The organism is Rhodomicrobium lacus, from assembly GCF_003992725.1.
Lineage (GTDB): Bacteria > Pseudomonadota > Alphaproteobacteria > Rhizobiales > Rhodomicrobiaceae > Rhodomicrobium > Rhodomicrobium lacus.
Window position 1 is genome coordinate 682,520 of record NZ_RZNF01000012.1, and the last position, 12,308, is coordinate 694,827.

Genomic DNA, 12,308 nt, shown 5'->3' on the forward strand with positions numbered 1-12,308 from the left:
CGGCAAGCCGTATCGACGACCGCAGCATGCGCGGGATGCAACTGCCGCGCGATGCCCCTTCGTCCGAAGAGCACCGCGCCCCGGTTCGACAACCGTTCACACTCAGGACAAGCGAGTTCCACCATGGGTTTCCTCAAGGCCATCGTTTCATTGGTTCTCTTTGCCATCATCGCCGTCGCCGGCTATTGGCTCGTCGCCTCCTACACCACGAAGGGCGAGTTGCCCTACTGGGCGGAGATCAACGGCAATCTCCCCGATCCGCTCCGCGATTTCGCCTGCGCGAACATCAAGAAGACGGACGCGACCGCCGTCGTGCCGAGCTGTCCGGCGATTTAGAGCGGCGGATCTGAAATCGGTCTCACCCTGTGTGCGCGGGCGTCGCCGATTTCAAATTCTTAAGCCGCTCTACAACCTCGATTTTCAGAGCGCGTTATGGACGTAAAGCCGCTGCTCCTCCGTGGCACGCACTAAAAGGCAGGCGCTTTAAGCCTCGCGGCGGGTTTGCGGCCGGAATGCTTTACGCGCGCAAAAACAAGGCTATGTTAGGGGTGGGTTCGCGCTTGCGCGGACCCATTCGATTTTCTGGACAGAAGTGGAGCTTCTCTTGACCGGTCTTCCCGCTACGGATGCCGTTCTCATTGTCGATTTCGGCAGCCAGGTCACGCAGCTGATCGCCAGGCGCGTGCGCGAAGCCGGTGTCTACTGCGAAATCCATCCCTATCAGTCGGCGGCTGCCGCCTTCGAGACGTTGAAGCCAAAGGGCGTGATCTTTTCAGGCGGCCCCGACTCGGTAACGCGCGAGGGAAGCCCCCGCGCGCCGCAGGCCGTATTCGATAGCGGCGTTCCGATCCTCGCCATCTGTTACGGCCAGCAGACGCTGGCCCTTCAACTCGGCGGTGATGTCGAGGGGGGCCATGCCGCCGAGTTCGGCCGCGCCGATGTCGAGATCCTGAAACCGTCGCCGCTTTTCGACGGCATCTGGGAGGTCGGTCAGCGCTATCCGGTGTGGATGAGCCACGGCGATCGCGTCACCCGCGCGCCCGAGGGCTTCGAGGTGATCGGCGTATCCGAGAACGCACCCTTCGCGATCCTCGTCGACGAATCCAGGCGCTATTACACGACCATGTTCCATCCGGAGGTGGTGCACACACCGGACGGCGCGAAGCTCCTCTCCAACTTCGTGCACAAGATCGTCGGCCTGAAATCGGACTGGACCATGTCCGCCTACCGCGCCGAGATGATCCGCAAGATCCGCGAGCAGGTCGGCAAGGAGCGGGTGATCAGCGGTCTTTCGGGCGGCGTCGACTCTTCGGTGGCGGCCGTGCTCATCCATGAGGCCATCGGCGACCAGCTGACCTGCATCTACGTCGACCACGGCCTCATGCGCCTCGGCGAGAGTGAGCAGGTCGTCGGCATGTTTCGCGGCCATTACAATATTCCGCTGGTTCATGTGGATGCGTCCGACCTCTTCATCGGCCAGCTCGAAGGCGAGGCCGATCCCGAAAAGAAGCGCAAGACCATCGGGCGCCTGTTCATCGAGGTGTTCGAGGCAGAGGCCAGGAAGATCGCCGCCGACGGCTGCGGCGCGCCGACCTTCCTTGCACAAGGCACGCTCTACCCGGACGTGATCGAGAGCGTCAGCTTCTCCGGCGGTCCGTCGGTGACGATCAAGAGCCATCACAATGTCGGTGGGCTGCCCGAGCGCATGAACATGAAGCTGGTGGAGCCCCTGCGCGAACTCTTCAAGGACGAAGTGCGCGCGCTCGGCCGCGAACTCGGCCTACCGGAGAGCTTCATCGGCCGCCATCCGTTCCCGGGGCCCGGTCTCGCCATCCGCCTGCCGGGCGGCGTCACGCGGGAAAAGCTCGATATCCTGAGGAAGGCGGATGCGATCTATCTCGACGAGATCCGCAAGGCCGGGCTCTACGACCATATCTGGCAGGCGTTTTCGGTGCTTCTGCCGGTGCAGACAGTGGGCGTCATGGGCGACGGGCGAACCTACGACCGCGTGCTCGCGCTGCGCGCCGTCACCTCGGTCGATGGCATGACCGCCGACTTCTTTCCCTTCGACATGGGCTTTCTGGGCCGCACGGCGACGCGCATCATCAACGAGGTGAAAGGCGTCAACCGCGTCGTGTACGACGTGACGTCGAAGCCGCCGGGGACAATCGAGTGGGAATGATTCGGGGCTATCAGAACGCCGCCGATAGCACGCAATATCCTCACATAAGTACTGTAATCAAATAATAATTATGCCGCCACCTATCGCCGTCTATCGCGGGGGGACCTGCCTCGAGGTAGACGGTTGTCGCATCGGCAATTGCATATCCGTCGCGGCTTAAGAGAGCTTGTGACGTCTTTTTTCGGCATTACTACCTTGAGACGGCCTTTTACGTGCCGCGTGCTTCTGCGACGAGCCAATCAACGAACCCGTGAACCAGATTCCGGGGATGAGCCTGACGGGGGATAACCGCGACATAGCCGGTCCTCGGAACCCGGATGTCCGGCAAAGGCGTCATGAGTCTTCCGCTGGCAATGTCGATATTCAGCATGGGAAGCGGGCCGATCCCGATGCCAAGCCCGTCTTCCACCGCCTGACGCGCAACGAAGAAATGATCGAATGTCTGACGGGGCAGCCCGGCCAGATGCTGGAGTTCTGCGACTTCAAGCCAATTCAGCCAATCGCCGGGACGGGTTTCGCTGGCAAGCAGCTTGTGCCCCTCGATATCCGCGGGCTTGAGGATCGGGCGCTCAGCGAACAACGCAGGGCTCATGATCAACGTATCCACGTCATCCAGCACCGGAACGACATGATGCTGGGGCCAGACATCATCCCGCGCGACACCACGCCGGATCGAGAGATCCACGCCGCCGCGCAATTCTTCCTGTACGCAGGACACGGTCGTAACGACGACTTCAACGTGCGGGTGAACGGTGTGGTAGCGACCAAGCCGGGGGATGAGCCAGCGCATCGCCAGGCTGGTCGGAGCGCTCACCCGCAGGATGCGGCGCGCGTTCGGGCGCCCGCAGGCTTCCGCTGCGACTGCCAGACGGTCGAAGGAAAGGCCGACCTCAGCAGCGAAGATTTTCGCCGCTGGCGTTGCGACCATGCGCCGACCATCCCGCACGAACAGCTTCTGACCCAGCCAGCCTTCCAACGCGGCGAGCTGTCGGCTCACCGCGCCATGGGTGAGGCCAAGTTCCACCCCTGCCTCGGCATAGCTGCCGGTCCGGGCGGCGACCTCGAATATGCGCAGGGCATTCAAAGGGGGAAGGCGGCGCATCCTGTATCCGTGAGAAAAATGAACGATATACGTGAGCAAATGCATGCTAGTCGATAAAATCTCACACGTATACTCTTTGATGAAAGATCGCCAGGCATGGCAAGACCGTCGGTATTCCGAGCAGAGCAGTGAGAGATGAGCCATAGCAGTCGATGGACCAATCAAAGGCGCAGCCTTGTTGGCGCCAGTCTAACCCACGCCCTGCATGATGGTTACACGGACGCCCTCTATGCTTTCATGCCGGTATGGCAAGCTCAGTTCGGGCTTTCCTACGCAGCGCTTGCCGTTATACGCGCCCTCTATTATGCGACCATGGGCGGCCTCCAGCTCCCTGCCGATCGGCTTCTTCGCAGCTGGTCGCCGCGCGCCGCGCTGATCCTTTCGACAGCTATCGCGGCAACCGGCCTGATGATCATGGCTCTGCCATTGGGGCTGGCGGGGCTCTGTGTCGGACTCGTCGTGGCCGGCATTGGATCGAGCATCCAGCATCCGCGCGCCTCCCTGCTTGTCTCCGACAGCTATGGGGGCGCTGCGCGACGTCCTCTCGGCATCTACAATTTCGCGGGCGATCTCGGAAAGGCCGTGCTGCCAGCGCTTGTCGCGGTATTGCTGACGGTTATGGCCTGGCGACCTGTGCTTGGCCTGATGGCAATGCTCGGAATCGGTTTGATCTTCACTCTGGTTCGAGTGGTGCCTCCCGTTTCCGCCGCCACGGAAAGCAAGAGACAGGCAACGATCAGCCGTCAACGCGGCGGCTTTCATATTCTGACGGTGATCGGCGGCTTCGATACCGCCACCCGCATGGGGTATCTGCTGTTTCTTCCCTTTCTCGTGCAGGGACAGGGGGGCGGCTTGCCAACCGTCGGTGTCGCACTCGCCCTGCTTTTTATTGGCGGGGCGTTCGGAAAAGCGGTTTTCGGCGGCCTTGGCGAACGGCTTGGCGTTGTCAGGACCGTGATGATGGCTGAGGCGACAACAGCCTCGCTGATCGTAGCGACGCTGTTCACGCCGCTGCCCCTGACGCTCATCCTGCTGCCTCTGCTCGGAGTTGTGCTCAATGGCACATCGTCGGTGCTCTACGGCACCGTGCCTGAACTGTCGGACGGCGATACAGGTCGGGCTTTTGCGATCTTTTACACGAGCGTTATCGGCTCTGGCGGTCTCGCGCCGATCCTTTATGGCGCAATCGCCGATTACAGCAGTCGGACGGTCGGGCTGCTCGCCGCGGCGGCAACCGCCATTCTGATCATTCCGCTTGTCCTGGCGTTAGGCCCTCACCTGAAACGCCCCACAGCCAAGGCCACAACGGTCGCATAACCGACCTGAAACCCGACAGCCGGCCGGCCTGCTCCTGACCGGTCTCGTCCAATTCCCTGAGAAAGGCCAAGAAATGAATACGGTTTCGCGGACGCCCCTGATGTTGATAACCGGAGGAAGCCGTGGCGTGGGTGCTGCGACAGCGCGGCTTGCCGCTGCCAAAGGCTATGATGTCGTCATCACTTTCGTCTCCAATGAAGCCGCAGCACGTGCGGTTGCAGCCGATATTGAGGCTACCGGCCAGCGGGCTTTGGCCGTGCGGGCGGACAGTGCCGATCCTGATCAGATTGCCCAGCTATTTTCGACGATCGACCGGGAGTTTGGCCGAATCGATGTGCTGGTGAACAACGCCGGGATCATTGCGCAGCAATCCCGGCTGGAGAACCTCAGCTTCGCGCGCATGCAACGCATATTCGCGGTCAACGCGATCGGCCCGATGCTCTGCGCCCAGCAGGCGGCCAGGCGAATGTCCACGCGCAACAACGGGCGAGGCGGCGTCGTGATCAATATCTCGTCGGCATCGGCGCGGCTCGGTAGTCCAAACGAATATGTCGATTACGCCGCCTCAAAGGGCGCTCTTGAAACATTCACGACTGGCTTTTCCAAGGAAGTGGCCCGGGAGGGAATACGCGTCTGCTGTATTCGCCCCGGCCACATCTATACCGAGATGCACGCCAGCGGCGGAGAGCCGGGACGGGTGGATCGGGTCAAGGACACAATCCCCATGGGAAGAGGCGGGCAGCCGGAAGAAGTCGCTCGAGCGATACTGTGGCTGGCGAGCGAGGAAGCCTCTTTCATCACCGGCACATTCCTGGACGTTACCGGCGGCAAATAAGCGAGGTGTCGTGGTGGCGGAAGACACCACCCGCGTGAGGGGATCAAAAAACACCCTGTCGCGGACACCAAGCGCTTTGAATGTGGAGAAAACATCGCCATACCTCGGTAGAATGCGTGTTTGCAATCGCATAGAAATGACCAGAATTGACGCTCTGGCCATGAAGTAGGACATCTGCAATGACCACAATCTATGTAGCGATCCTGACCTATGTCCGGCCGGTCGAGGAAATCGACGCGCAGATGCAGGCGCATGTCGCATGGTTACGAAAAGGCTATGAGGACGGGGCGTTTCTAGCGTCGGGGCGGCGCGTACCGCGCACCGGCGGCGTCATCCTCGCCAAGGGAGATAGTCTCGAAGAGGTTGAAGCGCGGTTGAACGAAGATCCGTTCCAGCGCCTCGGCCTCGCCACGGTGGAAATCATCCCGTTCCAGGCAAGCATGGCCGCGGAGGCGTTCAAAGCTATCCTTTGACGCGCAACGGCGAAGCCGCTACCGCAAAACAGGCTTGAGCGGGTCGCTCGCCGGTGGCGGTTACGAGAGGGGCTGCGATGTCGAAATCCACGCGCGCGACGAAGATGCTTGAGAAGGCCGGGATCGCCTTCACGGTGCACATTTACGACTACGATCCCGACGCCGACCGGATCGGCATGCAGGCGGCGGAGGCTCTCGGCGAAGCGCCCGGACGCGTGCTCAAGACGCTGATGGCGCTCGTCGACGACAAGCCGGTTCTCGTTATCGTCCCGTCGGACCGCGAGGTGTCGATGAAGAAGCTTGCGGCGGCGTTCGGCGGGAAGTCTGCGCACATGATGAAGCCGGCGGATGCGGAACGAATTTCTGGCTACAAGATCGGCGGCATCAGTCCGTTCGGTCAGATGAAGAAGCTTCCCGCCGCCATCGAAGAACAGGCGATGACGCACGATCTTGTCTTCATCAACGGCGGCCAGCGCGGATTGCAGGTGCGGCTTGCCCCGCGCGACGCAGCCAGGGCGCTGAATGCAATCGTCGCGGCGCTCGTGGCTTGAGGCCAAATGGCAGATGTCCATCGCGACCCATGTCACGGTGCGGCCGGCTCAGGCGCCGACGGCCGTCGCTCCGCATTCCACCAAAGGAGGTGATGATAAGTTAGGCTTTCGAATTTAGCCTAGACGGAACTGCAAGCCGCCAGCACGTGTTCAAGAAGGGGCACGCAGAGAGAGGAAGGCGTTCATGGCATTTCGGACAGGCACCGAAAAAGGTCTCCCACCACTGTTCTTCAAAGAAGCGGCGCTGCCCTGGATAAAAAGAGGCCGCCCCAAACTTTCGTCGGGACGGCGCTTTTCAAACTACTTTGCAGCGGCTGTGCCTCAGCCGCCAGCGGCGACGCCCAGTTCAAACTGGCCGGCGACCGCGATACGGCCGCGCCAAAGCTGGCACCAGTCGTAACCGTTGCGAAGGCCCATCTCGTCCCAGAGGGTGCGGAGAGATTTCACCAGGTGCTCCATCTGGGCCTCGGTGTGCAGAGGTCCAGGTGTGAGCCGGATGCGCTCGGTGCCGCGCGACACGGTCGGGTAATTGATCGGCTGAACATAGATGCCAAAGCGGTCGAGGAGCTGGTCGGTAAGCTGCTTGCACTGCACCGGGTCGCCGACGAGCACAGGCACGATGTGGCTCGGCGTATGCATGACGGGCAGATTTTCGAGCGCGAGACGCTCCTTGAGAAGCGCCGCATTGAGCTGATGCTTCTCGCGCTCCACGTTGCTCTGCTTGAGATGGCGAACGCTGGCGATGGCGCCTGCGCAGATCACCGGGGCAAGCGATGTCGAGAAGATGAAGCCCGGTGCGTAGGAGCGGATCGCGTCGATGACCTTCGCCGTAGAAGCGATATAGCCGCCCATCAGGCCGAAGCCCTTGGCAAGCGTAGCTTCGATGATATCGATACGGTGCATCGCGTTGTCGCGCTCGCAGACGCCCGCGCCGTGGTCGCCATACATGCCGACCGCATGGACTTCATCGATATAGGTGAAGGCGTTGTACTTCTCTGCGAGATCGCAGATGTCGTTGATCGGAGCGATATCGCCGTCCATCGAATAGACGGATTCAAAGGCGATGATCTTCGGTGTGTCGTTGTCATATTCCTGAAGCAGTGTTTCGAGATGCTCCAGATCGTTATGACGCCAGACGCGCTTCGGGCCGCCACCGTGGCGAATGCCCTCGATCATCGAGTTGTGGTTCTTCTCGTCCGAAAAGATGACCGCACCCTTCAGGATCTTGACGAGGGTCGACAGCGTGGCGTCGTTCGACACGTAACCCGAGGTGAAGAGCAGCGCCGCTTCCTTGCCATGGAGGCTTGCCAGTTCGCGCTCAAGTTCAACGTGATAATGCGTTGTGCCGGAGATGTTGCGTGTGCCGCCAGAACCCGCGCCGACCGTGTCGATCGCTTCGTGCATCGCGGCGAGCACCGACGCATGCTGCCCCATACCGAGATAGTCGTTGGAGCACCAGACGGTGATCGGCTTCGTTCCTTCGGGAGTATGATGGACCGCACACGGGAAGTCCCCACGGCGTCTTAGAATGTCGGCAAAAACACGGTATCGGCCCTCGGCGGTCAAGGCTTCGAGAGCTTCGCCAAACTTCCCCTGATAGTCCATGTAGCGTTCCTCGTTGGCGGGAATCGGCGCTCGCACGGATGCGCGCCTTGGAGCGGAATGGCCAACTGTCGGGTTCGCTGGCAGGATTTCCGCCCTGCTGGGGCAGATAATTGCGCGAACGCAAGCAGAAGTCTACCACTTAGAAGGCTTACAAACTGACGCACGTCAATTTTTTATGACATTGTTGTCTGTCAACGCACCCTGACAGTGGAAGCGGCGCCAAATGATCAACCCTCGCGTGCGTTCACCGGGGGTTGCGAAGCCGCATGCGCTCGCATCAGATCGACAAAACGCTTGAAAAGGTAGTGGCTATCCTGTGGCCCCGGCGACGCTTCGGGGTGGTATTGAACGGAAAAAACAGGGCGCCCGCGAAGGCGGATGCCGCAATTGCTTCCGTCGAACAATGAGACGTGCGTTTCCTCGACATCGGACGGCAGGCTCGCGCGGTCGACCGCGAAACCGTGGTTCATTGAGGTGATCTCAACCTTGCCGGTTGTGTAATCCATGACGGGATGGTTCGAGCCGTGATGGCCATGCGGCATCTTTATGGTGCGGGCGCCGAGCGCGAGACCGAGCAACTGATGGCCGAGGCAGATGCCAAAGACCGGCACCCCTGCACCCACCACCTCGCGGATGACCGGAATGGCATATTCGCCCGTCGCCGCCGGATCGCCGGGGCCGTTCGACAGGAAGACCCCGTCGGGGTTGCGATCCAGGATTTCGTGCGCCGTCGCATAGGCGGGCAAAACGGTGACACGGCAACCGGCGGACGCGAGGCAGCGCAGGATGTTGCGCTTGATCCCGTAGTCGACCGCGACGACGTGAAATTGCGGGTTCTGTTGTTCGGCGAAGCCCTCGTCCCAGGCCCAACGCTGTTCGGTCCACGGGTAGCTTTGCGTTGTGGTGACGGCGCGGGCGAGTTCCGCACCTTCCATGGAGGGGCAGGCACGCGCCCTTGCTTTCAGAGCATCGAAATCGAAAACACCGTCGGGATGATGGGCGATGACCGCGTTCGGCATGCCGGACTCGCGGATCAGAATGGTGAGCGCGCGCGTGTCGACGCCCGAGATGCCGACGATGCCGCGCGCGCGAAGCCAGTGGTCGAGGCTCTGCCGCGCGCGATAATTCGACGGCGTGGTGATCCCGGCCTGAAGGACGCAGCCGCGCACGCCCGATGACGCAGCAAGGTTCGTCGTCTCGATGTCGTCCGGATTGGTGCCGACATTGCCGATATGCGGGAAGGTGAAGGTAATGATCTGACCCGCGTAGGACGGGTCGGTGAGAATTTCCTGATAACCGGAAATGGCGGTATTGAAGCAGACCTCGCCTTCTGCCTCCCCCTCCGCTCCGACGCCATATCCCTGAATGACCGTTCCGTTGGCCAGGACGATGGCGGCTGTGTAGGGGCGTTCCGCCCATGCAGTGCTGCCGGCGGGGTCGATAAGAGACATGGCGTGTTCCTGCTTGTTCCGCGCGAGGTTTAAGGCGGCGCGCGCCGCCTTACAACCGCGAAATTGATCGTAAGTATGCTGGACGCGCGGCCTTATCGCGTCGGAACCGGGACTTCGCCCCGATAATCGTAAAATCCGCGCTGGGTTTTGCGCCCGAGCCACCCGGCTTCAACGTATTTTACGAGCAGCGGGCACGGCCGATATTTGGTGTCCGCCAAACCTTCGTACAACACTTGCATCACCGAAAGGCATGTGTCGAGGCCGATGAAATCGGCGAGCTGAAGCGGCCCCATCGGGTGGCGCGCGCCGAGGCGCATGGCAAGGTCGATGGCCTCGACGGAGCCGACCCCTTCGTAAAGCGTGTAGACCGCCTCATTGACCATCGGCAGAAGGATGCGGTTCACGATGAAGGCCGGGAAATCCTCCGCGACGGTGACGGTCTTGTTGAGCGTTTCAACGAAATGCCGCGCGGTGTGGAACGTCGACTCGTCCGTGGCGATGCCGCGGATCATCTCCACCAGTTCCATCACCGGCACCGGGTTCATGAAGTGAAGCCCGATGAATTGTTCCGGCCTGTCGGTAACGGCCGCAAGGCGCGTGATGGAGATGGAAGAGGTGTTGCTGCCGATGAGCGTATGCGGCTTCAATTGCGGACAGAGCGCGATGAGGATCTTGCGCTTGACGTCCTCATCCTCGGTGGCCGCCTCGATCACGAGATCGGCCTCGTGGAACGCATCGACGGCGGGCGCGTAAACGATGCGCGAGAGCGCGCCATCGCGGCATTGCTCCGTGATCTTGCCGCGATGAACCTGACGGCTCAGATTGCCGTTGATGGTGGCGAGCGCGGCTTCAACGCGCTCCTTGCTGATGTCGTGCAGCAGCACGTTGTAACCGGCCAGAGCGACGACATGGGCGATACCGTTGCCCATCTGTCCCGCGCCGATAATACCTACCGTCTTGATGGCGACAGGCTCGCGCCCCTTCGCGTGGTTCACGAACGGATTTCCACGAGAGGCAGTCGTTGCAGTGTGGGACATCGTCAACTCTGGTTTGGCGTTATTTACGGCTGTCGAGTGCCGCTTCGATCTCGGGCAGGATCTGGAAGAGATCGCCTACAAGGCCGTAGTCCGCAACCTGAAAGATAGGCGCTTCCTCGTCCTTGTTGATGGCGACGATCACTTTGGAATCCTTCATGCCAGCCAGATGCTGGATCGCTCCCGAAATACCGACGGCGATATAAAGTTCCGGGGCGACGACCTTGCCGGTCTGGCCGACCTGAAAGTCGCCCGGGATGAAACCTGCGTCCACGGCCGCGCGGCTTGCGCCGACGGCGGCGCCCAGCTTGTCGGCGATCCGCTCGATAAGCTTGAAATTGTCGGCGGACCCAAGGCCGCGGCCACCTGAGACCACGACCTTTGCGGCAGTAAGGTCGGGGCGCGCGGACTGAGAGATGTCCTCGCTCACGAACTTCGAAAGCTCGCTCTGCGCGGGCGCCTCGATCTTCTCGATGGCGGCGGAACCGCCCTCGGGCGCGGCGGCAAACGCCGTCGTGCGGATCGTCAGCACCTTCTTCGGCGCGGTGACTTCGACGGTCTGGATCGCGTTGCCGGCATAGATCGGCCGCTCGAACTGCGTCGGCGACAAGATCGCGGTCGCCTCCGAGATCTGCGGCACGTCCAGCAGCGCGGCGACACGCGGCGCGAAGTTCTTGCCGGTGGTGGACGCCACCACGACGAGGGCATCGTAATTCGCCAGCAGCGGCACGATGAGCGCCGTCAGATCTTCGGCGAGATGCGCGGCGAGGTGAGGCGTGTCGGCGACAAGCACCTTTTCAACGCCTTCGAGCGCGGCGGCTTTCTGCGCAACGGCATCGACGCCGGCGCCCGCCACAAGTACATGGACGGGCGCGCCGAGCGCCTTCGCGGCGGTCAGCGCCTTTGCGGTCGCGCCGTTCAGCGCCTTGTTGTTGTGTTCAGCGACGAGAAGAACGGCCATTATTGCAACACTCCCGCTTCGGTGCGCAGCTTGTCCACGAGTTCGGCAGCAGTCTTGAGTTTGACGCCAGCCTTGCGCGTGGGCGGCTCAGCCGTCTTGAGCACTTTGAGTTTGGGCTCGATGTCGATGCCGAGAGACGCGGCGTCGATCTCTTCGAGCGGCTTTTTCTTCGCCTTCATGATGTTGGGCAGCGATGCGTAGCGCGGCTGATTGATGCGAAGATCGACAGTGACAATGGCGGGAAGGCGCAGCGCGAGCGTCTGAAGACCGCCGTCCACTTCGCGGACGACTTCGACAGTTTCGCCCTGCGGGGTCACCTTGAATGCGAATGTGGCCTGCGGCCAGTTCAAAAGCGCGGCGAGCATCTGCCCGGTCTGGTTGGAATCGTCGTCGATGGCCTGCTTGCCGAGGATCACGAGGCCCGGCTTTTCCTTGTCGGCGGCGGATTTCAGAATTTTTGCGACGGCGAGCGGCTCGACCGGAAGGTCTGTCTTGTAAAGGATCGCGCGATCCGCGCCCATGGCAAGGGCGGTGCGAAGCGTTTCCTGAGCCTTGGCGGGACCGATAGACACGGCAATCACTTCTTCGGCGTGCCCTGCCTCCTTCAGACGGATCGCTTCCTCCACCGCGATTTCGTCGAAGGGATTCATGGACATCTTTGCGTTGATGGTGTCGACGCCGCTCCCATCGGGCTTCACGCGGATCTTGACATTGTAGTCAACCACCCGCTTGACGGGGACAATTATCTTCATATGGAACCATGCCCTGATTTTTCTTGTCCGCCAATTATGCTGCAC

The 12,308-nt window shown here is 61.5% G+C and carries 12 protein-coding genes; 6 read left to right on the forward strand and 6 right to left on the reverse strand.

Annotated elements, in window-relative coordinates:
- The first annotated feature begins 123 nt into the window (after positions 1 to 123).
- Both EK416_RS12515 and guaA read left to right on the forward strand, forming a co-directional pair.
- Positions 124 to 336 (forward strand): hypothetical protein, encoded by a 213-nt coding sequence (locus EK416_RS12515; protein WP_245434044.1) that lies wholly within the window; start codon positions 124 to 126, stop codon positions 334 to 336.
- A gap of 268 nt (positions 337 to 604) precedes the next feature.
- Positions 605 to 2,182, forward strand: coding sequence for a glutamine-hydrolyzing GMP synthase (gene guaA / locus EK416_RS12520; RefSeq protein ID WP_127077973.1), 1,578 nt, complete (start codon positions 605 to 607; stop codon positions 2,180 to 2,182).
- 208 nt (positions 2,183 to 2,390) lie between these two features.
- Here the strand turns inward: guaA and EK416_RS12525 are convergent, their stop codons facing one another.
- Complete coding sequence (locus EK416_RS12525) at positions 2,391 to 3,428, reverse strand: LysR substrate-binding domain-containing protein (RefSeq protein ID WP_245434045.1); 1,038 nt, start codon at positions 3,426 to 3,428, stop codon at positions 2,391 to 2,393.
- Here EK416_RS12525 and EK416_RS12530 point away from each other — a divergent pair.
- The 4 genes from EK416_RS12530 (at position 3,420) to ybaK (ending at position 6,460) form a co-directional block, all read left to right on the forward strand.
- Entirely contained in the window at positions 3,420 to 4,601 is a 1,182-nt protein-coding gene (locus tag EK416_RS12530; RefSeq protein WP_127077977.1) for an MFS transporter, read from the forward strand. The two genes, EK416_RS12525 and EK416_RS12530, sit on opposite strands and share 9 nt — an antisense overlap.
- 73 nt (positions 4,602 to 4,674) lie before the next feature.
- Complete coding sequence (locus tag EK416_RS12535; RefSeq protein WP_127077979.1) at positions 4,675 to 5,436, forward strand: glucose 1-dehydrogenase; 762 nt, start codon at positions 4,675 to 4,677, stop codon at positions 5,434 to 5,436.
- A 179-nt stretch (positions 5,437 to 5,615) separates the two neighbouring features.
- Entirely contained in the window at positions 5,616 to 5,909 is a 294-nt protein-coding gene (locus tag EK416_RS12540; RefSeq protein WP_127077981.1) for a YciI family protein, read from the forward strand.
- A gap of 77 nt (positions 5,910 to 5,986) precedes the next feature.
- A complete protein-coding gene (gene ybaK / locus EK416_RS12545; protein WP_127077983.1) occupies positions 5,987 to 6,460 on the forward strand; it encodes a Cys-tRNA(Pro) deacylase in 474 nt (157 codons plus the stop codon).
- Between the two features lie 321 nt (positions 6,461 to 6,781).
- On the opposite strand, the gene hemA is transcribed toward ybaK, so the two are convergent.
- From hemA to EK416_RS12570, 5 genes are all read right to left on the reverse strand, one after another.
- Positions 6,782 to 8,065 (reverse strand): 5-aminolevulinate synthase, encoded by a 1,284-nt coding sequence (gene hemA / locus EK416_RS12550; protein WP_127079760.1) that lies wholly within the window; start codon positions 8,063 to 8,065, stop codon positions 6,782 to 6,784.
- Positions 8,066 to 8,292: 227 nt separating this feature from the next.
- Positions 8,293 to 9,516, reverse strand: a complete 1,224-nt coding sequence (gene carA / locus EK416_RS12555; protein ID WP_127077985.1) for a glutamine-hydrolyzing carbamoyl-phosphate synthase small subunit — start codon at positions 9,514 to 9,516, stop codon at positions 8,293 to 8,295.
- 92 nt (positions 9,517 to 9,608) lie between these two features.
- Positions 9,609 to 10,553, reverse strand: coding sequence for a 3-hydroxybutyryl-CoA dehydrogenase (locus EK416_RS12560; RefSeq protein WP_127077987.1), 945 nt, complete (start codon positions 10,551 to 10,553; stop codon positions 9,609 to 9,611).
- A 19-nt stretch (positions 10,554 to 10,572) separates the two neighbouring features.
- Entirely contained in the window at positions 10,573 to 11,511 is a 939-nt protein-coding gene (locus EK416_RS12565; protein ID WP_127077989.1) for an electron transfer flavoprotein subunit alpha/FixB family protein, read from the reverse strand.
- On the reverse strand, positions 11,511 to 12,263 hold the full coding sequence (locus EK416_RS12570; protein WP_127077991.1) for an electron transfer flavoprotein subunit beta/FixA family protein: 753 nt from the start codon (positions 12,261 to 12,263) through the stop codon (positions 11,511 to 11,513). Before EK416_RS12570 ends, EK416_RS12565 begins: the two co-directional genes overlap by 1 nt.
- Between the last annotated feature and the right edge of the window lie 45 nt (positions 12,264 to 12,308).

What these genes read in the sequence shown, in the direction of transcription:
- EK416_RS12560 (WP_127077987.1), bottom strand. Translation starts at nt 10,553, where the DNA reads ATGTCCCACACTGCAACGACTGCCTCTCGTGGAAATCCGTTCGTGAAC.
- EK416_RS12570 (WP_127077991.1), bottom strand. Translation starts at nt 12,263, where the DNA reads ATGAAGATAATTGTCCCCGTCAAGCGGGTGGTTGACTACAATGTCAAG.
- ybaK (WP_127077983.1), top strand. Translation starts at nt 5,987, where the DNA reads ATGTCGAAATCCACGCGCGCGACGAAGATGCTTGAGAAGGCCGGGATC.
- EK416_RS12530 (WP_127077977.1), top strand. Translation starts at nt 3,420, where the DNA reads ATGAGCCATAGCAGTCGATGGACCAATCAAAGGCGCAGCCTTGTTGGC.
- EK416_RS12515 (WP_245434044.1), top strand. Translation starts at nt 124, where the DNA reads ATGGGTTTCCTCAAGGCCATCGTTTCATTGGTTCTCTTTGCCATCATC.
- EK416_RS12535 (WP_127077979.1), top strand. Translation starts at nt 4,675, where the DNA reads ATGAATACGGTTTCGCGGACGCCCCTGATGTTGATAACCGGAGGAAGC.
- hemA (WP_127079760.1), bottom strand. Translation starts at nt 8,065, where the DNA reads ATGGACTATCAGGGGAAGTTTGGCGAAGCTCTCGAAGCCTTGACCGCC.
- EK416_RS12540 (WP_127077981.1), top strand. Translation starts at nt 5,616, where the DNA reads ATGACCACAATCTATGTAGCGATCCTGACCTATGTCCGGCCGGTCGAG.
- EK416_RS12565 (WP_127077989.1), bottom strand. Translation starts at nt 11,511, where the DNA reads ATGGCCGTTCTTCTCGTCGCTGAACACAACAACAAGGCGCTGAACGGC.
- carA (WP_127077985.1), bottom strand. Translation starts at nt 9,516, where the DNA reads ATGTCTCTTATCGACCCCGCCGGCAGCACTGCATGGGCGGAACGCCCC.
- EK416_RS12525 (WP_245434045.1), bottom strand. Translation starts at nt 3,428, where the DNA reads ATGGCTCATCTCTCACTGCTCTGCTCGGAATACCGACGGTCTTGCCAT.